The following is a 21,774-nucleotide window of genomic DNA, read 5'->3' on the forward strand; positions in this document are numbered from 1 at the left end:
AGGCTTTGGACGCCGGCCATGCTGAGGCGCGGTCGCTTGCGCTCGCGATCTCCAAAGCATCCGCCCCATTGGAACCTCTCCCACCCTCCAACCCATTGGAAGATCCTTCCAGCCCCGATCCCCGCCGATCTCGTTGACCCTGCATGGCGCATCCGGTCGAATCGTCCACGTTTCGAACCCGCATCCACCCATCGCAAGGAGTCACACCAATGCAAGCCCAACGCACCCGCATGACGCGGGACAACACGGCCGTCCTGCTCATCGACCACCAGGTCGGACTGATGACCGGCGTGCGCGACATGACGGTCAGCGACCTCAAGCACAACGTCGTCGGCCTCGCGAAAGCGGCCAAGGTCCTGGGCCTGCCGATCGTCGCGGTGACGACGGCGCGCGACAGCATGTGGGGACCGACGGCCTCCGAACTCAAGGAAGCGCTGGGCGGCGGCGAGATCATGGACCGCTCGACGGTCAACGCCTGGGACTACCCGCCCTTCGTGGAAGCGGTGAAGGCAACCAAGCGCGACCACCTGATCATCGCGGGGCTGTCGTTCGAGGTCTGCGCCTCGCTGCCGGCGATCTCGGCGCGCGAGGAGGGCTACCAGCCGATCGTTGCCATCGACGCCTGCGGCACCTTCTCGGCCGCCAAGCGCGAAGCGGGCATCGCGCGCCTGACGACGCTCGGCATCGAGATCTCCGACTACGCGACCCTGATGGTCGAGATCATGGGCGACAACGCCGATCCGAAGGCGCTCGACGTGTATGCCGCGCTCGACATGCCGTTCGCGGTGCTGATGGGCCAGGTGGCCGGAGCGCTGTCGCGATGAGCGCTGCCTTCGACGTCATCGTCGTCGGTGGCGGCTCGGCGGGCGCTGTGCTGGCGCATCGGCTCAGCGCCAATCCGGCGCGCAAGGTGCTGCTGCTCGAAGCCGGCGAAGCCTACCGGCCGAACGTGTTTCCACGCGACCTCGCCGATGCCGACACTGCGGGCGGACCCGACGGCCACGACTGGGGCTACCAGGCCGAGACCGGCCTCGCTGGCCGCAGCATCCACGCGCCGCGCGGCAAGACGCTGGGCGGCAGCTCGGCCGTCAACGCGGCGGTGGCGATGCGCTCGCGGCCCGCGGACTTCGCGAAGTGGCGCGCGCTCGGCATCGAGGGCTGGCAATGGCCCGAGCTGCTCGAGGCCTTCAAGGCGATCGAGAACACGCCCGACGGCGACGATGCGTTGCGCGGCCGCGCAGGCCCGCTGCCGATCCGCAACCGGCGGCGCGACGAGCTGACGCCGGCGCTCAATGGCTTCGTCGATGCGACGGCCGCGCTCGGCTTCGCGCGCGTGGCGGACTTCAACGGCGAACAGCAGGCCGGCGTCGCGCCATACCCGCTCAACGTGATCTCGGGCCGGCGCATCAACACCGGCATCGCCTTCCTCGGCGAGGACGTGCGCGCGCGGCCCAACCTCACGATCCGTGGCGGCGTGGAGATCGACCGCGTGCTGTTCGAGGAAGGCCGCGCGGTGGGCGTGGTCGATGCCGAGGGCGAGAGCCATCGCGCGGGCCAGGTGATCCTCAGCGCGGGCGCCTTCGGCAGTCCGGCGATCCTGCTGCGATCGGGCATCGGTCCCGCGTCGCACCTGGCGTCGCTGGGCATTCCGCTGGTGGCGGAACTGCCGGTCGGGCAGGGCTTGCAGGAGCATCCGTTCTATTACAACGTCTATGCGCTGACGCCCGAGGCGGCCGGCATGCATCCCGCGGCAGGCGCGATCCTCTGGGCCGCGTCCTCGCAGGCCGAGCCCGGCGACCTCGACCTGCACATCTCGGCCACCCATCTGTTCGATCCGGCGCTGAGCCCCACGGGCGGCGCGATCGTGCTGGCGGTGTCGGTGACGCAGCCCGAGGCGACCGGCAGCCTCGAGCTGGCCGACCGCGATCCGCGCAGCGCGCCGCGCATCCGCTACAACCTGCTGGGCACGCCGCGCGACATGGCGCGCATGCTCGAGGCCGTGCGGCTGTCGCGCGCGATCGGGCGGCAGTCGCCGTTCGCGCAGATGGTCGCGGCCGAGATGGCGCCGGGGCCGGAGGTCTCGGACGGCGACGACCTGCGGCGCGCGATCGAGCAGCAGCTCGACGGCTATGCGCACCCCACCTCGACCTGCCGCATGGGACCGCCCGGCCAGGGCGTGGTCGATGGGGGCGGGCGCGTCCACGGCGTGCCGGGCCTGTTCGTGATCGACGCGTCGATCATGCCCAGGGCACCGAGCGCGCCGCCCAACATCACCACCATGATGATGGCCTGGCATCTCGCGGGCCACGGCTTCGGAGTCCGCTGATGGCCCTCGTTCCCATCGATCCCCAGGACATCGCCGCGGCGCGCGCGCTGCGCCTCGAGTTCGGCCGCTTCTGGTCCACCGCGCCCGGCACGCCGCGCGACATCTACGACCGCTTCATCGCGCAGACGCCCACCGCGCCAGAGGTTGCTGCGCGCGAGGCCGTCGACGAAGCCGCTTCCGGCTGGTGGGTCGAGCCCGCCCAGGCCGTGCCCGGGCGCGCGCTGCTGTTCATCCATGGCGGCGGTTACGGCCTGGGCCATGCGAGCGCCTATGTGGGGCTGGCCAGCCAGCTCGCGGTGCGCACGCGCGTGCCGGTCTTCGTGCTCGAGTACCCGCTGGCGCCCGAGGCCGCGCTGCCCGCGGCGCGCGACCTCGCGCTGCGCACGCTCGCGGGGCTGGCAGCGCGTTTCGGCGCGGTGGCGGTGGCGGGCGACTCGGCCGGCGGCGGCCTGTCGTTCGCGACCGTGCTCGAGGCCGCGAGGCAGGGCATCGCCGTGTCGTCGCTGGTCGCGTTCTCGCCCTGGACCGACCTGAGCCTGAGCGGCGCGAGCGCGCAGGAACTGGCGGTGGGCGATCCGCTGCTCGACGTGGGCTATCTGCGCGCTTCGGCCGCGGCCTACCTGGGCGGCGCGCCGGCCAGCGATCCGCGCGGTTCGCCGCTGTTCGATGCGGACCTGTCGCGCCTGCCACCCACGCTGGTCCAGGTCGGCTCGGACGAGGTGCTGCGCGACGATTCGCGCCGTCTCGTGGAAGCGGCCAGCGGCGCTGGCGCCCAGGTCGAGCTCGAGGAATGGCAGGGCATGCACCACGTGTTCCAGCTCAACACGCGCGAACTCGCGAGTGCGCGCAAGTCGCTCGACCGCGCGGCTGCGTTCGTGGCTCGTCACTGGAGCGCCTGATCCGTCGCGGAACATGCTAAGTTGGCGCGGCTTCGAAGACTTCATCGGCGAAGGACACGCGTGCTCGACCTCAACGACTTTCGGTACTTCGTGGAAGTGATCGACCGGGGCAGCCTCTCGGCCGCGGCGCGCGCGCTGCAGCGCCCCGTGTCGACGATCAGTTACCGCATCCAGCAGCTCGAGGCCGAGCTCGGCCTGACGCTGCTGGCGCGCACCTCGCGGCGCATCACGCTGACCGAATCGGGCGAGGCCTTCTACGGCCATGCGGTCGCCACCATCGCGCGCGCCAACGAGGCCGAAGCGGCGATGCGCAGCCGCAGCACGGAGCCGACGGGCACCGTGCGCTACACGGTGTCGGTCGCGACCTCGCAGTTCGCGATGACCGGGATGGTCGCGAGCTTTCTCGCGAAGTACCCGAAGGTGAACCTGCTGCAGGACGCGAGCGACGCCAACGTCGACATCGTGGCCGACCGCTACGACTTCGCGATCCGCGCCTACTCGGGCGCGCTGCCCGATTCGAACCTGGTGCAGCGCCCGCTCGCTGAAGCGCCCTGGCACCTGTTCGCGGCGCCCGAGTTCCTCGAGGCCGCCGGCGCCATCGAGACGCCCGACGACCTGCTGGGCTGCGCCACGCTGTTCATGAAGCGCGGCGGCCTCGCGCCCCTGTGGCAGCTCAAGCGCGAGGACGACCGCGCGCAGACCGCGCAGGTCGCGATCCGCCCGCGCATGGAGGGCACCTGCATGGTGACCCTGAAGCGCGCGGCCGAGGCGCGCATGGGCGTGGTCGCATTGCCGGCCTACATCTGCCGCGACGAGCTGCGCGCCGGCCGCCTGCGGCGCGTGCTGCCCGACTGGGTGGCGGCCGACTCGACCATCTCGGCGCTGATGCCGAGCCGGCGCGGCATGAGCGCGGCCGCGCGCGCCTTCATCGAGCACCTCGTCGAAGCCTTTCCCGCCGCCGTCCGCCTCGACTGAGCGCAAACACCTCCTGTGATCCGAACCGCCGCGCCCATGCGGCGGCGCGGTCGCGCGCGCCATCAGGGTTTACGCAAAGATGTGCGCCGCATGTCGATGTCTACAATATGGACATACATCCACAATATGGACAAGCGACATGCCCCTCGATGATTCGGACCCGACCCCGAAGATGCCCTACCAGTACCCGAATCCTCCGGACGCGCTGCCGGAGATCGTGGTGCAGCATGCGATCCCGACCGACGAGCGCCTGTGGGTGCCGCAGGCCGAGAACGTGTGGTTCCGGCCGCTGTGCCTGAACGCGAGCCAGGGCTACTGGATGAACCTGCTGAAGGTGCGCAAGTCGGGCGTGCTGAGCCGCCACCGCCATCCGCAGGCGGTGCACGGCTTCGTGCTCAAGGGGCGCTGGCGCTATCTCGAGCACGACTGGGAAGCCACCGAGGGCAGCTACGTGTTCGAGCCGCCGGGCGAGACGCACACGCTGTACGTGCCCGAGGACGTCGAGGAAATGATCACCTACTTCCAGGTCAACGGTGTCATGTATTACACCGACCCCTGGGGCAAGGGCATGGGCTACGAGGACGTGTTCACCAAGATCGACATGTGCCGCAAGCATTTCGAGAACGTCGGCCTCGGCGCGGACTACGTCAAGCAGTTCATCCGATGAGCACGACGGCCTACGGCCGCGCCGGCTACGACTTCGCGGGCGCGGTGGCGGTGGTCACCGGCGGTGCCAGCGGCATCGGCGCGGAGGTCGCGGCGCAGCTGCGGCGCAGCGGCGCGCGCGTGGCGGTGTGGGACATGGCCGAGGCCGGCGCGAGCGACGACGCCTGGCAGGTCGATGTGAGCGATCTCGCCACGGTCGAGCGCGCCGCCGCCGCGGTGGTCGCGCGGTTCGGCCGCATCGACTTCGTGGTCAACAGCGCGGGCTTCGCGGGGCCCACGATGGCGCTCGATGCCTACGACCCCGCCACGTGGCGCCGCATCGTCGACGTGAACCTGGTCGGCACCTTCAACGTGTGCCGCGCCGTGGTGCCGCACCTGCGTGCCGCGGGCGCGGGCCGCATCGTCAACATCGCCTCGCTGGCCGGCAAGGAGGGCACGCCCAATGCCTCGGCCTACAGCGCGGCCAAGGCCGGCGTGATCGCGCTGACCAAGTCGCTCGGCAAGGAGCTCGCGACCACCGGCATCCTGGTGAACGCGATCGCGCCGGCCGCGGTGCGCACGCCGATCCTCGAGCAGATGTCGGCCGAGCACGTGCAGACCATGATCGGCAAGAGCCCGATGCAGCGCCTGGGCGAGAGCGCCGAGGTGGCCGAGATGGTGGCCTGGCTGTGCTCGGGCTCGTGCAGCTTCAGCACCGGCGCCACCTTCGACCTCTCGGGCGGTCGGGCCACGTACTGAAGCAAGTTTTTTCGGTCCCATTCATTTTCAAACCACGGAGACACACCCCATGATTCGCTTCGCCTCGAAACTGCAACGCCTCGCGGCGCTGTCGCTGCTGCCGGTGGCGGCGCTGCTGGCCGCCGCGCCCGCCTCGGCGCAATCGCGCGACTATCCCAACAAGCCGGTCGAACTGGTGGTGCCGTTCCAGCCCGGCGGCGGCACCGACGCGCTGGCGCGCGCCTTCGCCGACGCCACGCGCAAGCACATGCCGCAGAGCATGATCATCGTCAACAAGCCCGGCGCCAGCGGCGCCATCGGCTGGCAGGACGTGGTCAACGCCAAGCCCGACGGCTACCGCCTCGCGGTGGTCACGGTGGAACTCACGACGCTGCCGCACATGGGCCTCGCGAAGTTCACCTACGAGGACCTCGCGCCCATCGCGCGCCTCAACGCCGACCAGGCCGCGATCACCGTGCGCGCCGATGCGCCGTGGAACACCATCGAGGAGTTCCTGGCCGCCGCGAAGAAGGACAGCGGCAAGCTCAGCGTGGGCAATGCCGGCAACGGCTCGATCTGGCACCTGGCCGCCGCCGCGCTCGAGGACAAGACCAGCGTGAAGTTCAACCACACGCCGTTCCAGGGCGCCGGCCCCGCGGTGCTCGCGCTGATGGGCGGCCACATCGACGCGGTGGCGGTGAGCCCGGCCGAGGTCACGACCTACGTGCAGGCCGGCAAGCTCAAGACGCTGGCCGTGATGGCCGAGCAGCGCGTGAAGGGCTTCGAGAAGGTGCCCACGCTCAAGGAACGCAACATCGACCTGGTGATCGGCACCTGGCGCGGCATCGCGGCGCCGAAGAACACGCCGCCCGAGGTCATCGCTTACCTGAAGACCGTGAGCCAGCAGGCCGCCAACGAGCCCGCCTTCCGCGAGGTGCTCGACAAGCAGAACCTGGGCTTCGCCTATGCCGACGACGTCGCCTTCAAGGCCACGATGGCCAAGGACAGCGCCTACTTCAAGACGCTGATGGGCAAGCTCGACATCAAGAACTGATCCACGCAAAGGCAACTCCCTTTTCATGACTTACGAGGCAGCACTCTTCAAGGGCAAGCGGGCACTGGTGTCCGGCGCCACCCAGGGCATCGGCGCCGTGATCGCCAACCACCTGGCCGCGCTCGGCGCGCAGGTCACGGCCATCGGCCTGGGCAACGGCGACGGCACGCTCGATGCCGCGGTCGAGGTCCGGCAGGCCGACGTGACCTCGGACGCGAGCCTCGAGGCCGCGATCGGCGGCATCGAGCGCCTGGACATCGTCTTCAACTGCGCCGGCATCATCCAGCGCGGCGCGGAGCACGACCTCGCGGTGTTCGAGAAGGTGCTGGCCGTGAACCTCACGGGCACGATGCGCGTGTGCGGCATGACGCGCGAGCGCCTCAAGGCGAGCGGCGGCTGCATCGTCAACACGGCCTCGATGCTGAGCTTCTTCGGCGGCGGGCTGGTGCCCGGCTATGCCTCGAGCAAGGGCGGCGTGGCGCAGCTCACCAAGTCGCTGGCGATCGCGTACGCGGCCGACGGCATCCGCGTGAACGCGATCGCGCCGGGCTGGATCGCGACGCCGCTCACGAAACCGCTGCAGGACGATCCCGCGCGCGCGGGCCCGATCCTCGCGCGCACGCCGCTGGGCCGCTGGGGCACGCCCGACGACGTGGCGCGTGCCGCGATGTTCCTCTGCACGCCGGCCGCGTCGTTCATGACCGGCGTGGTGCTGCCGGTCGACGGCGGCTACATGGTGAGCTGAGGGCGCGCCCGATGCGCGTGGACTGGATGGAGGGTATGGATAATGGCCCGGCCCTCGTTCCCGCCGGTGCCCGCGCCGGCCTCGTCCCTTCGTCCATGCCTGCTCCCCGGTCTTCCTCCGCCGCTCCCGCTTCTTCCGCCGCTTCCGCGAACCAGGTCGCGGGCACCGCCTCGTTCTCCAAGTTCATGCACGTGCTGCAACTGGTGGCCGATGCGCAGGAGCCGGTCAACGTCGCGGCGCTGATGCGCGCGAGCGGCTATCCGCGGCCCACGGTGCATCGCATCGTCGCGGCGCTGATCGCCGAGCGGCTGCTGGTCGAGAATCCGCACAGCGCGACCCTGGGGCTGGGCCCGCGGCTGATCCAGCTCGCGAGCCGCAGCTGGGGCCGTTCCGAACTGCGGCTGGCGGCGGTCGACGAGCTCAAGCGGCTGCGCGACCTCACGGGCGAGACCGTGCACCTGGCCGTGCCCAACGACACGACCATGGTCTACATCGAGAAGCTCGAGAGCCCGAGCGCGGTGCGCATGGCCTCGCGCATCGGCACCAGCGTGTCGCTGCACGCCACCGCCGTCGGCAAGGCCTACATGGCGGCGCTCGACGACGGCGCGCTCAAGGCGCTGGTCAAGCGCCTGCCGATGCCGCGCTACACGCCCAACACCACCGTCGATGCCGCCGCGCTGCGCGCCGAGGTACAGAAGACGCGCGAGCGCGGCTGGTCGGTCGACAACGAGGAGAACGAGGCCGGCATCTTCTGCTTCGGCGCGGTGATCCGCGGCGTGGGCGGCGTGCCGGTGGCGGCGATCAGCGTGAGCACGCTGGTGTTCCGCCAGAAGGAGGACCCGGCCCAGGCCTACGTGGCGCCGCTGCTCGAGGCCTGCCGCGTCATCTCGGAGCGCATCGCGCAGACGCCTTCGCTGTCGGGCAGCGACGTGCTCTGAAGCGCGTGCGGCTCAGGCCAGCGCCTTGAGCTGGAAGCCCGGCGCCCGCGCTTCTTCTTCGCTCAGCGCCACGCCCTTGGCCAGCAGCCGGCGCGCGAGCATGTGATCGCCCGCGCGGTTGAGGGTCTCGACCGCCGCGAGACGTCCTTCGCGAATGCACAGCACGGTGGCGGCCGATGAGGCCGCATCGCGCAGCACCACGTGCGCATCGTCGGCCGCGCGCAGCCCGGCGATCTGCAGCTTGAGCTCGCCCTGGTCGCTCCAGAACCACGGCACCGGGCCGTGCGCCACCGTCTTGCCCGCGAGCCGCGCCGCCACGCTGCGCGCCTGGTCGCCGGCGTTCTGCACCGATTCGAGCCGGATGTGGCGTCCGCCGACCGGGTCGGGAAAGGCCGCCACGTCGCCGATGGCCGAGATCGCCGGATCGGAGCTCAGCAACTGCGCATCGACGCGGATGCCGTTGTCGACCGCGAGCCCGGCCTGCGCCGCGAGCTGCGTGCGCGGCTCGGCGCCGATGCCGACCACCACGAGGTCGGCGGGCAGCGTTTCGCCGTCGGCGGTGCGCACCGCAGCGATCCGGCCTTCATGGCCCTCCAGCGCCGTCACGCCGCAGCCGAAGCGCAGCCGCGTGCCACGACCCTCGTGCGAGGCCGCCACGGCCTGCGCGCTGTGCGGCGAGGCGGCCCGCGCCAGCGCGCGATCGGCCACGTCGAGCACCGTCACCTCCAGCCCGAGGGCACGCGCCACCGAGGCGAACTCGAGCCCGATGAAGCCCGCGCCGACCACCACCGCGCGCCGGCTGTCGGCCATGCGCTCGCGCAGCCGGTCGGCATCGGCCAGCGTCTGCAGGCTCATCACGCCCTCGAGGTCCGCGCCCTCGACGCGCATGCGGCGCGGGCTCGATCCGGTGGCGATCACGAGGTGGTCGTAGGCGATCGCCTGGCCCGATGTCAGCACCACGCGCTGCGCGGCGCGATCGATCAGCTCGACGCGGCCCTGCACGCGCTGCACGCGCTGTTCCTCGAAGAAGCGCTCGGGCCGGAAGTGCAGGTCGCTCGCGCTCGCCTTCGCGAGCAGGTAGGCCTTCGACAGCGGCGGCCGCTGGTAGGGCAGGCTGGCCTCGTCGCCCACCAGCACGATGGCGCCGTCGAAACCTTCCTGGCGCAGCGAGGCGCAGCACTGGAAGCCCGCATGACCCGCACCGACGATCACGACCTGCTGCATGGCGCGCGCGTCGGGGTGGGGAGGACGAGGGCGCGCACGCGCGCCCATGCGGTGCGGCGCTGTGCGGCGACCGGTTCCGGCGCGCGCGGCACCTCTAGCGAAGGCCGGCTGCCGTCGGGCGCGTCGGTGTCGAGCTTGTAAGGGATCAGCCATTCCATCTGCGTGTCTCCTGCAGCGCGATGGTCGGGCCGCGGGGGGTGCTTGTCTGTCCCCGCCGTAGGGGACGGGGTGCGCATGGTCATGATCTAGTTGATTTGAAGGATGCCAAAGAACCGGCCCCTCTCAATACTCCGCCGCAGAGCACCCGGAGGGGGTGCTTCAACAACGAGGAGCAGAAGATGGCGAATGGATTCCTGGGAACCAAGGTTGCGCTGGCTTGCGCCGTGCTGACGGGTATCGCGGCTTGCGGCGGTGGCGGGGGAGGCGGAGGTGGCGCCATCTTTCCGTTTGCCACGGGCCCGGCTCCGACGGTGCCCGACACGACCACGCCGGGCTCGACCGATCAGGACCTGACGATCAAGGTCATGGAAGGCTCGATCCGCAACGCACAGGTGTTCCTCGACAGGAACAACAACGGCATGCTCGACAGCGGCGAGCCGAGTGGCCGCACCGATGCCTCGGGCAGCGTCACGCTCAAGGTCGCGTCCGATGACCTCGGCTCGGGCCCCGTGGTCGCCCTCGTCGGCACCGATGCCGTCGATACGCTGTTCGGCCCGGTCACCACCGCCTACATCCTGAAGGCTCCCGCCGATCGGCCGCAGCGCATCACCTCCTTCACCACGCTGATCCATCGCATGGTCGAGAACACGGGTGCCAGCTCGGACCAGGCGGAAGCGAATGTGCGTTCGCAGCTGGGCCTGCCCGCGAACCTGTTCACGGACTACAGCGCGGACAACGCGAGCGTTGCCGCCGCGGCGATGCTGGTGCGCTTTGCCCAACGCATCTCCGATGTCCTGGCGCCGGCCATCGACCAGCCCACATTGAGCGGCGGCCCGATCACCGCCACCGATATCGCCAACGAGTCGCAGAACATGCTGCTCGACCGGCTTCTGCCCATCCGGTCGAATCTCGACTCACGCTACGGGCGCGAGTCTTGTGCCACGGGCGCGAATTCGGAGCAGTGCAAGGCCAACATCGCGCACCTGGCCGACCTGTACGTGACGGACAGCAACGAGAACCAGCTCACCGTGTCCAACGTTGGCTTGGCCGTGATGGCGACCAGGAACTTGACCACCGCACCCAATGCGCTCGAGGAGGCTCCGGGCCCCGCCGGCACCCTGGATTTCCTGACGCTGACGAACAGCACCAACTGGTCGCGACGATTGTTCCTGTCCACGGCGGAGGAACTCACGCCCGTCAACGGCATTTTTAAGTACAGGGAGCTTCGCAACAACAACGTCAACGGCACGATTGCGGCCTGGTCGTCCGGCAACTCGCCGGAGCGCCAGAACGATCTCCACTGGAGCGGGACTGCATGGGTCAGCTGCCCTGCGGGATTCCAGAACACCAGCACGGTGCGCGACGCCAGGTCGGTCAACATCGGTAACTACTGCGATGGCCTGAGCATCAGCGTCAACAGGCGCATGTCGGTCGACATCAGCGGCCAGCCCTTGGCCGCGGTATTCATGGGCGTGAAGGCCCACCCGTACAGCACGAATGGTCCCTACGGGCAGCGCTACTCGACCTGGGGCCCCAACATGGGCGCGGTGGAGATGCTGACGAGCCTGGCGCCTTACACCTTTCCCGCAGGCTCGGTCATGTACTACCAGAACGCGGTGGATCTCGAGGCCGCGCCCATCTACACGCCGACCGACGCCAACAAGGCCACCGTCTCCCTGGCCGAGGTCGCGGCGGGTGGCGACTCGAGGGTCAATCCGGCGGTCGCCTGCTCCGTGTCCACCGCGGCCTTCACGCCGGCGACCAGCCTCGAGGATGTGATCTCGCGCAACCCCGGCAAGCCCTGCATCAACGCACCGGCCAACCTGGCGGGCACCGCGTTCTCCAGCGGGCCTCGCAACGATGGATGGCAGGGCACGTCGCTGAGCCTCCTCACGCTGGGCGGTGCACCCTTGGGTACCGCCGCGACCGCGACCGACTACTACACCACCAACACGCCGATTCGCGTGAGCTTCGCAGGGGGTGGCAGCACCGCCGTGACCTTCTACGAGTGCAAGCAGCGTGCGATCAACGGCTCGGCCCGCAACTGCGATGTCGTGGGCGAGGGCAGCTACACGATCACTCAGCTTGGAGATGCGCGCGTGATGCGCTTCAGCCGCGTACCGGGCCTGGCCACCTACTCTGGCTCCGAGCGGGTACTGGTCGAACGCAATGGCGAGGTCTACCTTGCGAACCAGTCCAAGTCCGTCGCCCGCAAGCAGATCCGAATGAATTTGACGGCGGCGAATGCGATCTTCAGTGCGTTCACCGGTCTCGGCTACGTCGGGTTGACACAGATCGCGCCCTGAGGTGATGAGGAGATCGAAACAATGAACTCGATGCGACACATCCTTCGCAGGGCGACCGCCGCTGCGTTCGGTATCGCTGTGTCGGCTGCCTTGGCCCAGACTCCTACCGCCGATTTCCCGCCGGAAGCCGTGCCACTGACACCCGAGACGCTCAAGGGTCTCGATGGCAAGAAATTTGTAGGCACACGGATGGACGGCACGGGCTGGACGATGGACTTCGGACCGGGCGACTACTTCCGGATGTCGTACCGGCGCGGCGGCACCGGTGCCGGGCCCGGTGGAGGCATCGTCGATGGCACGGTCCGGCTGGACGGCACGAAGCTCTGTCAAGACATGCGCAAGACCTTGGAGAGCGGGTGCAATGAGGTGCGGCTGAGAGGCAGCGAGCTGTTCTACCGGCGCAATGCCAACGGCGAGATCGTGGTCCTCACGGCACAGTGAGAACCTGTCGCACAGGCCGGCGACGCCTCGCGCCGGCGTGCGGCTACTGCGTCACCAGGCGAATCAGGTCGGCCTGCCGACGCAGCCCGGTCTTGCCGAAGATGTTGCTCAGGTGGGTACGAACCGTATGGACCGAGATGGCCTGGTGCTCGGCAATGCCGCCGGGTGTCTCGCCGTCGACCAGGGCATTCAGCAGTCGCGCCTCGGCGGCGGTCAGCTTGAATTGCATCGCGATCTGCGCGATGCGTCGCGACTGGAGGTCGTCGTGGCCCTCATCGATGGTGAGAAGCGTCGCGGCGCGCGGCCAGGCCCAGCGGGCAGGGTTGTCGATGCCCAGTGGAACGAATCGGGCCGTCGCGCAGACACGCAGGCTGTCGGTCCGCATCCGGAGCAGCGAATGCGTCTGAATCTGCCCCGACTGCGCGCGCGCCAGGGAGGCCGACACTTCCGCCGCTTCGAGCTGGCCCAACCGCGCCAGCTTTCCCGTCCGCACATCGATCCAATCCCCTTTCGCCAGCAGCGCCTGGCCGGCCGGATTCGCATACAGGAGTTCGCCTGCGTGCGAAAGAACGAAGAGTGGCTGGGGATTCGCGTCGACGAGCGCGGTGGAGAGTCGTTCGGCTTCGAGGTTGCGGTGAAGCGACCAATGGGTGTGAAGGGCGAGTTGAAGGGGCGCATGCACCGATTCGAAAACCCGCTTGTCCTGGTAGCTGAATTCCTCCAGCCCCGGACGGCGATACAGCCCGATCACCGTCATCGGCGCCACCGAGGGCATCGATCCGTCATCCACGATCATTGCCAGCAGCCCCTTGACCCCGGTGGGAGCGGCGTACTCGTGGAAGTAGTCCATCTTTTCCAACTTGTCCCAATCGCACAGCTCCCTGCCGATGCCGCATTCGCCCGTGCGCACGCAGATCTCCCTGGACGTCGCACCAGCCATCCACGGATCGCGCGCCGACCAGTGTTCGATGTAGTCCGGCACGGTGTGCCGGGGAAGGCCGACGTCCGAGAACAGCGACCATTTCCCGATCGGATCCCTTGGTGTGTGGATGCACGCGGCGGTGGCGTCGAAGCGATCGCACAGAACCGACAGGAAATCGCCCCATTGCGACGAATCCGATGCCGCGCGCGAGGCAGCGACCACTGCTTTCATCAAGCCGGAATCCGAGCTCCCCATACACCCTCCGTGGAAATGTTCGACGTTGCCGGATGCGAATGTGGGCCCGTGACGGTAGCGTCACGACCGAACACACCAGGCAGCTTGCGAGAACGATAGGTGTCAATTCGGAAAAGAAAATGATGCAAATGCACTATTTACGAGATCTGCGAAGGTGAATCTGTTGTCTTGCTTGATGCCATCCAGAAGCTATCGTCGCTCGGGCTACGGAAACACGTGGGAGCGACATCTCGTTGCCAATGGAAAACCCGACCCATGACCGCATCGGCGCTACATGACTTCAGCGACCTCTTGTTGCGGCTCTATCGGCTCGCGCACGAATCGTCGATCGAGACGTTTCAGGACGCCGCGCTCGGACTGATCAAGTCACATATACCTTTTGACGCATCGATGTGGGGAACGGCCACGACCGCGCGCGATGGAATCGACGTCCGTACGCTGCATCTCCACCAGAAGGCGCCGGAGATGATGCGGGAGTATGAGGCGTTCAAGCACCTCGATTCCGCGGCGGCCAGTTTCTTCGGCAAGGGGCAAGGCGCGCGAGGCTTCAACACCGCCGACTGGTTCGGTGGCGCAAGGAACGCCCCCATCCGGGACTATCTTCAGCGCCATGACCAGAACAACATCTTCATCGCGATGGACAGCGCGCCCCGTTCGAACTTCATGCACTGGTTCTCGCTGTTTCGAGCCGACGAAGATGCGCACTGCAAGCCCGAGGAAGTGCATCTCCTGAGCAGCCTCTCCCCGCACATGATGCAGGCGCTTGCGCTCAACCGCCTGATGCACCTCGACCGCACCCGCCCACCATCCTCCAGGGGGGCGGCCATCGCCGATCTGCGAGGGGCGATGTACCACTGCGACGAGAACTTCGCCGCACTGATGCGCGAGGAGTTCTCGGGCTGGCCGCGCCGGGCACTGCCGTCATTCCTCCTCGTGCATTTCATGACGGTGCAGTCCGCGTATCTGGGCCGGCATGCCGTGGTCTCGGCTCGCATCGAGCAACGGCTGCTGTTCCTGAGCGTGCGCAAGCGGTGTCGCGCGGACGATCTCACGCCGCGCGAGCGCACCGTCGCGGAGTTGCTGGCCCGTGGCGACAACTACAAGGGCATCGCTTCCTTGCTGGCGCGCTCGCCCGCGACCGTTCGCAATCACATCCAGGCGATCTACGACAAGCTGCAGGTCAACAATGTTGCTGGCCTGATGCAGGAATTGCGGCTTGCCGGCTGACGCGCGGGCACAGGTCGGGCCACCTGGGGCTGACGTTCCTCAAAGGCCCCGGGGCTTGCGTCGGTGACCAACGAAAACCAGGGTGTCCAGCCTGATTGCCGACCGCAGATGTCGGAAACGTCCCACGGGCCGGGCTCTCGAGCGGAGGAATACTCCCCGGTCCACCCGCGGGGGAGAGCCGGCGCGCCCCACTGTCCGAGAGAACGAACAACATGCCAGACCCTGCCGCGACCGAGCGGCTGTCCCTCGCCAACCTGTCGGACGCCGATCACCGGCAGATGATCGACGCCGTCACCGACTACGCGATCTTCTTCCTCGACCCCGACGGCATGGTGCTGAGCTGGAACGCCGGCGCGCGGCTGGTCTGTGGCTACGAAGACGCCGAAGTCCTGGGCCGCCATGTCTCGATGTTCTATCCGGCCGAGGCACAGCAGCGCGACGCGCCCGGCCAGGAACTCGCGCAGGCACGCGAGGCGGGCCATTTCCAGGACGAGGGCTGGCGCGTGCGCAAGGACGGCTCGCGCTTCTGGGCCAGCGTGGTCATCACGCGGCTCATCGGGCCCGACGGCGGGGTGCGCGGCTTCTCCAAGATCACGCGCGACCTCAGCGCGCGGCGCCAGCAGGACGAGCTGTTGCGCGCGAGCGAGGAGCGCTTCCGGCTGCTGGTCGAGGGCGTGAAGGACTATGCGATCTTCATGCTCGACCCCGCGGGCCACGTGATCAGCTGGAACGCGGGCGCGCAGAAGAACAAGGGCTACGAGGCGGCCGAGATCATCGGCCGGCACTTCTCGACCTTCTATCCGCCCGACGTGGCGGCCAGCGGCTGGCCCGCGCAGGAGCTGCGCAACGCGCTGCGCGACGGCCGCTTCGAGGACGAGGGCTGGCGCGTGCGCAAGGACGGCAGCCGCTTCTGGGCCAGCGTGGTCATCACGGCGCTGTACGACGCCGCGGGCCAGCACAAGGGCTTCGCCAAGGTCACGCGCGACCTCAGCGAGCGCCGCCGCATCACGGCGCTGGAGGACGAGGGCCGGCGCATGGCGACCTTCCTCGCGATGCTCGGGCACGAGCTGCGCAATCCGCTCGCGCCGATCTCGAACGCGCTCGAGCTGCTCAAGCGCGAGAAGATCGAGTCGCGCATCTTCAACAGCACGCGCGACATCATCGACAGGCAACTGCGGCAGATGACCCGGCTGATCGACGACCTGCTCGACGTGGGCCGCATCACCAGCGGCAAGATCCACCTCGAGGCCAAGCCGGTGCGGCTGCGCGAGGTGATCCACGACGCCGTCGAGACGGTGCGCCCGCTGGTCGCGCTGAAGTCGCAAGTGCTCGACCTGCAGGTCGACGGCGCCGACCCCTGGGTCACGGGCGACCGGGCGCGGCTGGTGCAGGTGGTCAGCAACCTCGTGCACAACGCCGCCAAGTTCACCGACAGCGGCGGGCGCATCGAACTGCGGCTCGGCCTCGGCCCCGCCGCGCCCGGCACCGCGGACGCCAGCCCGATCGAGGCCGAGATCGCGGTGCGCGACACCGGCCCGGGCATCGCGCCGCAGGACATCCGCCGCATCTTCGACCTGTTCGTGCAGGGCGAGCAGGATGCCGCGCGCTCCAAGGGCGGGCTCGGCCTCGGGCTGAGCCTGGTGCAGCAGCTGGTCGCGCTGCACGGCGGCCGCGTCAGCGTGTTCAGCAGCGGGCGCCCGGGCGAGGGCAGCGAATTCGTCGTCAACCTGGCGGCCGTGGCGCAGCCGCTGTCGGCTGAGGGTGCATCGGGCCGGGCGCCCGGCGAACGGCTGGTGCTGGTGGTCGACGACAACCAGGATGCCGCCGAGACCATGGCGCTGCTGATGGACGCGCTCGGCTATGCCAGCGCGGTCGTGCACGACGGCTTCGCCGCCATCGAGGCGGTCAAGGCCGGCCGGCCCGACGTCGTGCTGCTCGACATCGGCCTGCCCGGCATCGACGGCCACGAGGTCGCGCGCCGGCTGCGCGCCGAACTGGTCGACCCGCCCGCTCTGATCGCCGTGACCGGCTACGGCCAGCCCAGCGACCGCGACACCAGCTTCGAGGCTGGGTTCCTCGGGCACCTGACCAAGCCGGTCGATGTGGACCGGCTGGCACGGATGCTGGAGCGGCTGTTCCAGGACCAGCAGGCAGGCGCGGCGACGGGTTGATGGCAGGGCGGGCCGTGCCCGGACCGAGAATCCCCGCATGGACCTGCTCAAGACCTTCGCCCTCTTCGTCGCCACCGCCCTGGCCGAGATCGTCGGCTGCTACCTGCCCTATCTCTGGCTGCGCCAGGGCCATTCGGCCTGGCTGCTGCTGCCCGCGGCGGTTTCGCTGGCCCTGTTCGCCTGGTTGCTGACCCTGCACCCGACCGCGGCGGGCCGGGTGTACGCGGCCTATGGCGGCGTCTACATCGGCGTGGCGGTGCTGTGGCTCTGGGCGGTCGACAAGGTGCAGCCGAGCGTGACCGACTGGGTGGGCGTGGGAGTCAGCCTGCTCGGCATGTTCATCATCATGGCCGGGCCGCGGCTGGGGCGCTGAGCCGCAAGGGGCATCGGATCGGGGTAGATTCCGGTTTTCGCTATGTCAGTTGGAATATGGCGAAATCCTGTTTCGCGGATGGCGGCCATACGCCGAAGCGGATCGCGCCGACCGGGCGCGCCGCGCAGAATGCCGGCCTGCCACCTGTCGATCACCGAGGAACCACGATGAGCCTGGATGCCGTTGTGCCCGTGGAGCAGCGTCGCTTCGCGGGCGAAGAAAGCCCGAATCCGCGCGCGGGGGCCCTGTTGCATGTGCTCGGCGGCGTGCCGCGGCCGGCCGCGTTCTCGCGCGAGGCGCTCGAGCGCATGGCGCGCCACGACCTCGGCCCGACCCAGGTGCTGTGCTATTCGGGCCGCGCCGTGGCGCAGGTCGACAGCTACGCGGGCGCGCGGCTGGTCGACGTGCTCGATGCCTGCGGCTTCTCCGAGCGGCCGCGCTCGGAGCTCAAGCGCTGCGTGGTGGTCGCGCTGGGCGACGACGGCTACCAGGCCATCTTCAGCTGGAACGAGCTCTACAACAGCACGATCGGCGAGAAGGCGCTGGTGCTGTACGAGAAGAACGGTGGCCCGCTCGAGCCGCACCTGGGCGCGCTGTGCCTGATCTCGGCCAACGACGCGCGCCTGGGGCCGCGCCACCTGCGCGGACTGCTGCAGATCGCCGTGAAGATGCCCTGAACGCCCGGCCTGGGGCCCGGCCGCCGGGAGCGCCGACAATAGGCCCCAAGATTCAGGACAGGAGCTCCCCCATGAAAAACGTCACCATCCCCCCCGGTATCGGCGTGCGCAACGACGGCCCCTTCGTGCTGTTCGGCGGCGTCAACGTGCTCGAGTCGAAGGACCTGGCGCTGCGCACCGCCGAAGAATTCGTGCGCGTCACCGGCAAGCTCGGCATTCCCTACGTGTTCAAGGGAAGCTTCGACAAGGCCAACCGCTCGTCGATCCACTCGTACCGCGGCCCCGGCCTCGACGAGGGCCTGCGCATCCTGCAGGAGGTGAAGACGGCCTTCGGCGTGCCGGTGCTGACCGACGTCCACGAGCCGGCCCAGGCCGCGCCGGTGGCCGAGGTGGTCGACGTGCTGCAGCTGCCGGCCTTTCTCGCGCGCCAGACCGACCTGGTGGTGGCGCTCGCGAAGACCGGCCGCGTCATCAACATCAAGAAGCCGCAGTTCCTGAGCCCGAGCCAGATGTTCAACATCGTCGAGAAGTTCAGGGAAGCGGGCAACGACCAGATCATCCTGTGCGACCGCGGCACCTGCTTCGGCTACGACAACCTGGTGGTCGACATGCTGGGCTTCGGCGTGATGAAGAAGACCACGGGCGACCTGCCGGTGATCTTCGACGTGACCCATGCGCTGCAGCAGCGCGAGGCCGGCGCCGCCGCCTCGGGCGGCCGCCGCGAACAGCTGGTGGACCTCGCGCGCGCGGGCATGGCGCTGGGCCTCGCGGGCCTGTTCATCGAGGCCCATCCCGATCCGGCCCAGGCCAAGTGCGACGGACCGAGCGCGCTGCCGCTGCACCAGCTCGAGCCCTTGATGGCGCAACTCAAGGCGCTCGACGACCTCGTGAAGTCGTTCCCCGTCCTGCAGATCTAGCTTTCTTCAGACCGTCATGCGGGACTGCGAGCATCCCCGCATGTTCGGCCCTCTCATCTCCATCGCGCTGACGGTGGAACAACACGACACGAGCGAGTACTACTGGGTGCTGCTCGAGTCGTTCGACGGTTCGCCCGAGTACGAGCGCCTGCTCGAAGCCGCGGCGGGATTTGCCACCTACCTCGATGCGCTCCAGGCCGGCTATGCCGTGCTCAAGGGACTGTCGGAGGACCTCGCGGTCGGCCCGCGCGACGAAAGGCGCTCGCGCTTCCTCTGAGGGCCATGGGTGCGTTCGGGGACAATCGGCGGGCCCTCCGACATTCCACCCACGACCATGCCCCGCCTCGACGACCCCCTCCACGACGCCGAAATCGGCTCCCGCGACAGCACGCTCGACACCACCCGGATCGACGACGTGCGCATCGGCGCCGTGCGCCCGCTCATGACCCCCGCCCTGCTGCAGGAGCGCGTGCCCGTGCGCGACAACACCCTGGCGCTGGTCGAGGGCGCCCGCGCCGCGATCGCCGACGTGCTGCATGGCCGCGACGACCGGCTGGTGGTGGTGGTCGGCCCGTGCTCGATCCACGACCACGACCAGGCCATCGAATACGCGCAGCGCCTCAAGAAGTTGGCCGATTCGCTGCAGGACGACCTGCTGATCGTGATGCGTGCCTACTTCGAGAAGCCGCGCACCACCGTGGGCTGGAAGGGGTACATCAACGACCCGCACCTGGACGGCAGCTTCGCCATCAACGAGGGCCTGGAGCGCGCGCGGCGCCTGCTGCTCGAGCTGACCACGCTGGGCCTGCCGACCGGCACCGAGTTCCTCGACCTGCTGAGCCCGCAGTTCATCGCCGACCTGATCGCCTGGGGCGCCATCGGCGCGCGCACCACCGAGAGCCAGAGCCACCGGCAGCTGGCCTCGGGCCTGAGCTGCCCCGTCGGCTTCAAGAACGGCACCGACGGCAGCGTCAAGGTCGCGGCCGACGCCATCCTCGCGGCCCGTGCGCCGCATGCCTTCATGGGCATGACCAAGATGGGCATGGCGGCGATCTTCGAAACGCGTGGCAACGACGACTGCCACGTGATCCTGCGCGGCGGCAAGGCGCCCAACTATTCGGCCGCCGACGTCGAGTCCAGCTGCCAGGCGCTGCTGGCGAACGGCCTGCGGCCGCAGGTCATGATCGACGTCTCGCACGGCAACAGCAGCAAGCAGCACCAGCGCCAGATCGTGGTGGCCGAGGACGTCGCGGCGCAGATCGCGGGCGGCGAGCGGCGCATCACCGGCCTCATGATCGAGAGCCACCTCGAGGAAGGGCGGCAGGACCTCCAGCCCGGCGTGGCGCTCAAGCACGGCGTCTCGATCACCGATGCCTGCATCGGCTTCGCGCAGACGGTGCCGGTGCTCGAGGGGCTGGCTTCGGCGGTGAAGGCGCGGCGGCGGCTGGCGAAGGGCTGAGCCTGGGGTTAGCCCGCCAGCTCGGCAGCCGCTCGCTGCGGCGCTTCCTTCGCGAACGCGTTGCTGCCGAGCCCCCGCGCGGTGACCAGGTGCGCGGCCCCGCCCCGCCCATTCACATCGACCAGGAACTCCGAGGTGCGCACCGGCGCGCCGCAGAAATCGAAGATGCCGTGGTCGATCTGCGTGCGCATCGCCTTGTCGTAGCCGTGCCGCGCATAGGTGCCGCCGTCCGCGCCGCCGATGCCGATCAGGTGGATCGGGAGGTGGCCGAGCCGCTTGCCGAGCGAGCCGTCGGGCCGCTCGTCGTAGGCCCAGCCGTTGGAGAACACGCGGTCGATCCAGCCCTTGAGCTGGCCCGGGAACGACCACCAGTAGACGGGATAGACGAGCACCAGCGCGTCGGCGCGGTCGATGCGCTGCTGCTCGCGCAGCACGTCGGCCGGCAGCGGCGCCTGCAGCAGGTAGGCGGTGGCGTCGGCCTGGCCGAAGGCCGGCTGGAAGCCCTCCGCGGCGAGGTCGGCGATCTCGGTGCTGTGGTCGCCGGAGGCCGCCACGCCCTCGGCGTAGGCGCGCGCGACGGCATGCGTGAGCGATTTCGGATCGGGGTGGCTGACGACGACGAGGGCGTGCATGAAGCTTCCTTTCTTGCGGATGGATTTAAACTACTATTGGTAGATTACTTTTTGTAGGTTATCTTTGGTAGGTTAATCATGTCAAGCACCCCCCCGAAACCGCCCGCGCCCGTCGCGGCGAAGAAGCGTCTGCCCAAGGAGGAGCGCAACCGCCAGCTCATGGACGTGGCCTGGTCCATCGTGCGCGGCGAGGGCACCGACGCGCTCACGCTGGGCTACCTGGCCGAGCGCGCGGGCGTGACCAAACCCGTGGTCTACGACCACTTCGGCACGCGCACCGGGCTGCTCGGCGTGCTCTACGAGGAGTACGACGGCCGGCAGCACGCGCTGATGGATGAGGCCCTGCGAGTCGCGGCCCGGTCGCTGCCGGCCGTGGCCAAGGTGATCGCCGCCACCTACGTCAACTGCGTGATGGAGATGGGCCGCGAGATGCCCGGCGTGAGCGCTGCGCTGGCCGGTTCGCCCGAGCTCGATGCGCTCAAGAAGGAGCACGAGGCGCTGTTCCTCGCCAAGTGCCGCGATGCGCTGCAGCCCTTCGCGAAACAGCCGCTCGCGCTGGCGGGCATGCGCGCGATGCTGGGCACGGCCGAGGCCGTGTCGTTCGCGGCCGCCGCGGGAGAGATCGAGCCGGCGGACGCGGAGCATGAGATCTACGACGCCATCGTGCGCATCGCGCGCAGGACCTGAGCCG

At 69.1% G+C, this 21,774-nt stretch carries 23 protein-coding genes; 19 read left to right on the forward strand and 4 right to left on the reverse strand.

Going from position 1 to position 21,774, the window contains the following annotated elements:
• Positions 1-209: 209 nt before the first annotated feature.
• From ACODT0_RS02295 to ACODT0_RS02335, 9 genes are all read left to right on the forward strand, one after another.
• Positions 210-824, forward strand: coding sequence for an isochorismatase family protein (locus tag ACODT0_RS02295; RefSeq protein ID WP_296726997.1), 615 nt, complete (start codon positions 210-212; stop codon positions 822-824).
• Positions 821-2,326, forward strand: coding sequence for a GMC family oxidoreductase (locus ACODT0_RS02300; protein WP_489040443.1), 1,506 nt, complete (start codon positions 821-823; stop codon positions 2,324-2,326). Before ACODT0_RS02295 ends, ACODT0_RS02300 begins: the two co-directional genes overlap by 4 nt.
• Positions 2,326-3,225 carry an alpha/beta hydrolase fold domain-containing protein gene (locus ACODT0_RS02305; RefSeq protein WP_489040444.1) on the forward strand — a complete coding sequence of 300 codons (900 nt, stop codon included), beginning with the start codon at positions 2,326-2,328 and terminating at the stop codon, positions 3,223-3,225. The genes ACODT0_RS02300 and ACODT0_RS02305 overlap by 1 nt, the downstream gene beginning before the upstream one ends.
• Before the next feature lie 60 nt (positions 3,226-3,285).
• Positions 3,286-4,200 (forward strand): LysR substrate-binding domain-containing protein, encoded by a 915-nt coding sequence (locus tag ACODT0_RS02310; RefSeq protein WP_489040445.1) that lies wholly within the window; start codon positions 3,286-3,288, stop codon positions 4,198-4,200.
• Between the two features lie 139 nt (positions 4,201-4,339).
• Complete coding sequence (locus ACODT0_RS02315) at positions 4,340-4,867, forward strand: 2,4'-dihydroxyacetophenone dioxygenase family protein (protein WP_057591227.1); 528 nt, start codon at positions 4,340-4,342, stop codon at positions 4,865-4,867.
• Complete coding sequence (locus ACODT0_RS02320; protein WP_489040446.1) at positions 4,864-5,604, forward strand: SDR family NAD(P)-dependent oxidoreductase; 741 nt, start codon at positions 4,864-4,866, stop codon at positions 5,602-5,604. Before ACODT0_RS02315 ends, ACODT0_RS02320 begins: the two co-directional genes overlap by 4 nt.
• A gap of 49 nt (positions 5,605-5,653) precedes the next feature.
• Positions 5,654-6,637 carry a tripartite tricarboxylate transporter substrate binding protein gene (locus ACODT0_RS02325; protein ID WP_082321687.1) on the forward strand — a complete coding sequence of 328 codons (984 nt, stop codon included), beginning with the start codon at positions 5,654-5,656 and terminating at the stop codon, positions 6,635-6,637.
• Between the two features lie 25 nt (positions 6,638-6,662).
• The gene (locus ACODT0_RS02330; protein ID WP_057591225.1) at positions 6,663-7,382 is read left to right on the forward strand and encodes an SDR family NAD(P)-dependent oxidoreductase; all 720 of its coding nucleotides are present in this window, start codon (positions 6,663-6,665) and stop codon (positions 7,380-7,382) included.
• Positions 7,383-7,477: 95 nt separating this feature from the next.
• Entirely contained in the window at positions 7,478-8,320 is an 843-nt protein-coding gene (locus ACODT0_RS02335; RefSeq protein WP_489040447.1) for an IclR family transcriptional regulator, read from the forward strand.
• A gap of 12 nt (positions 8,321-8,332) precedes the next feature.
• On the opposite strand, the gene ACODT0_RS02340 is transcribed toward ACODT0_RS02335, so the two are convergent.
• Both ACODT0_RS02340 and ACODT0_RS02345 read right to left on the reverse strand, forming a co-directional pair.
• On the reverse strand, positions 8,333-9,544 hold the full coding sequence (locus tag ACODT0_RS02340) for an NAD(P)/FAD-dependent oxidoreductase (RefSeq protein WP_489040448.1): 1,212 nt from the start codon (positions 9,542-9,544) through the stop codon (positions 8,333-8,335).
• Positions 9,529-9,702, reverse strand: a complete 174-nt coding sequence (locus tag ACODT0_RS02345; RefSeq protein ID WP_489040449.1) for a hypothetical protein — start codon at positions 9,700-9,702, stop codon at positions 9,529-9,531. Before ACODT0_RS02345 ends, ACODT0_RS02340 begins: the two co-directional genes overlap by 16 nt.
• A 180-nt stretch (positions 9,703-9,882) precedes the next feature.
• On the opposite strand from ACODT0_RS02345, the gene ACODT0_RS02350 reads away from it, so the two are divergent.
• Complete coding sequence (locus ACODT0_RS02350; protein WP_489040450.1) at positions 9,883-12,009, forward strand: hypothetical protein; 2,127 nt, start codon at positions 9,883-9,885, stop codon at positions 12,007-12,009.
• Positions 12,010-12,030: 21 nt separating this feature from the next.
• Positions 12,031-12,450 (forward strand): hypothetical protein, encoded by a 420-nt coding sequence (locus ACODT0_RS02355; RefSeq protein ID WP_489040451.1) that lies wholly within the window; start codon positions 12,031-12,033, stop codon positions 12,448-12,450.
• Between the two features lie 43 nt (positions 12,451-12,493).
• Here ACODT0_RS02355 and ACODT0_RS02360 read toward each other — a convergent pair whose 3' ends face one another.
• Entirely contained in the window at positions 12,494-13,603 is a 1,110-nt protein-coding gene (locus tag ACODT0_RS02360; RefSeq protein WP_489040452.1) for a helix-turn-helix transcriptional regulator, read from the reverse strand.
• A 279-nt stretch (positions 13,604-13,882) separates the two neighbouring features.
• Between ACODT0_RS02360 and ACODT0_RS02365 the strand changes: the two genes are divergently transcribed.
• From ACODT0_RS02365 to ACODT0_RS02395, 7 genes are all read left to right on the forward strand, one after another.
• A complete protein-coding gene (locus ACODT0_RS02365; RefSeq protein ID WP_489040453.1) occupies positions 13,883-14,854 on the forward strand; it encodes a helix-turn-helix transcriptional regulator in 972 nt (323 codons plus the stop codon).
• Between the two features lie 212 nt (positions 14,855-15,066).
• Complete coding sequence (locus ACODT0_RS02370; RefSeq protein ID WP_489040454.1) at positions 15,067-17,025, forward strand: PAS domain-containing hybrid sensor histidine kinase/response regulator; 1,959 nt, start codon at positions 15,067-15,069, stop codon at positions 17,023-17,025.
• A gap of 37 nt (positions 17,026-17,062) precedes the next feature.
• Positions 17,063-17,398, forward strand: coding sequence for a YnfA family protein (locus tag ACODT0_RS02375; protein WP_489040455.1), 336 nt, complete (start codon positions 17,063-17,065; stop codon positions 17,396-17,398).
• A 167-nt stretch (positions 17,399-17,565) separates the two neighbouring features.
• Positions 17,566-18,075 carry a molybdopterin-binding protein gene (locus tag ACODT0_RS02380; RefSeq protein WP_489040456.1) on the forward strand — a complete coding sequence of 170 codons (510 nt, stop codon included), beginning with the start codon at positions 17,566-17,568 and terminating at the stop codon, positions 18,073-18,075.
• A gap of 71 nt (positions 18,076-18,146) precedes the next feature.
• On the forward strand, positions 18,147-18,992 hold the full coding sequence (gene kdsA, locus ACODT0_RS02385; protein WP_057591219.1) for a 3-deoxy-8-phosphooctulonate synthase: 846 nt from the start codon (positions 18,147-18,149) through the stop codon (positions 18,990-18,992).
• A gap of 40 nt (positions 18,993-19,032) precedes the next feature.
• Complete coding sequence (locus ACODT0_RS02390; RefSeq protein ID WP_296727040.1) at positions 19,033-19,269, forward strand: hypothetical protein; 237 nt, start codon at positions 19,033-19,035, stop codon at positions 19,267-19,269.
• Positions 19,270-19,326: 57 nt separating this feature from the next.
• Positions 19,327-20,451, forward strand: a complete 1,125-nt coding sequence (locus ACODT0_RS02395; RefSeq protein WP_057591217.1) for a 3-deoxy-7-phosphoheptulonate synthase — start codon at positions 19,327-19,329, stop codon at positions 20,449-20,451.
• 8 nt (positions 20,452-20,459) lie between these two features.
• On the opposite strand, the gene ACODT0_RS02400 is transcribed toward ACODT0_RS02395, so the two are convergent.
• The gene (locus ACODT0_RS02400) at positions 20,460-21,083 is read right to left on the reverse strand and encodes an NAD(P)H-dependent oxidoreductase (protein WP_489040457.1); all 624 of its coding nucleotides are present in this window, start codon (positions 21,081-21,083) and stop codon (positions 20,460-20,462) included.
• A gap of 78 nt (positions 21,084-21,161) precedes the next feature.
• On the opposite strand from ACODT0_RS02400, the gene ACODT0_RS02405 reads away from it, so the two are divergent.
• The gene (locus tag ACODT0_RS02405) at positions 21,162-21,770 is read left to right on the forward strand and encodes a TetR/AcrR family transcriptional regulator (protein ID WP_489040458.1); all 609 of its coding nucleotides are present in this window, start codon (positions 21,162-21,164) and stop codon (positions 21,768-21,770) included.
• Positions 21,771-21,774 lie beyond the last annotated feature (4 nt).

The organism is Variovorax sp. FG153, assembly GCF_057809595.1.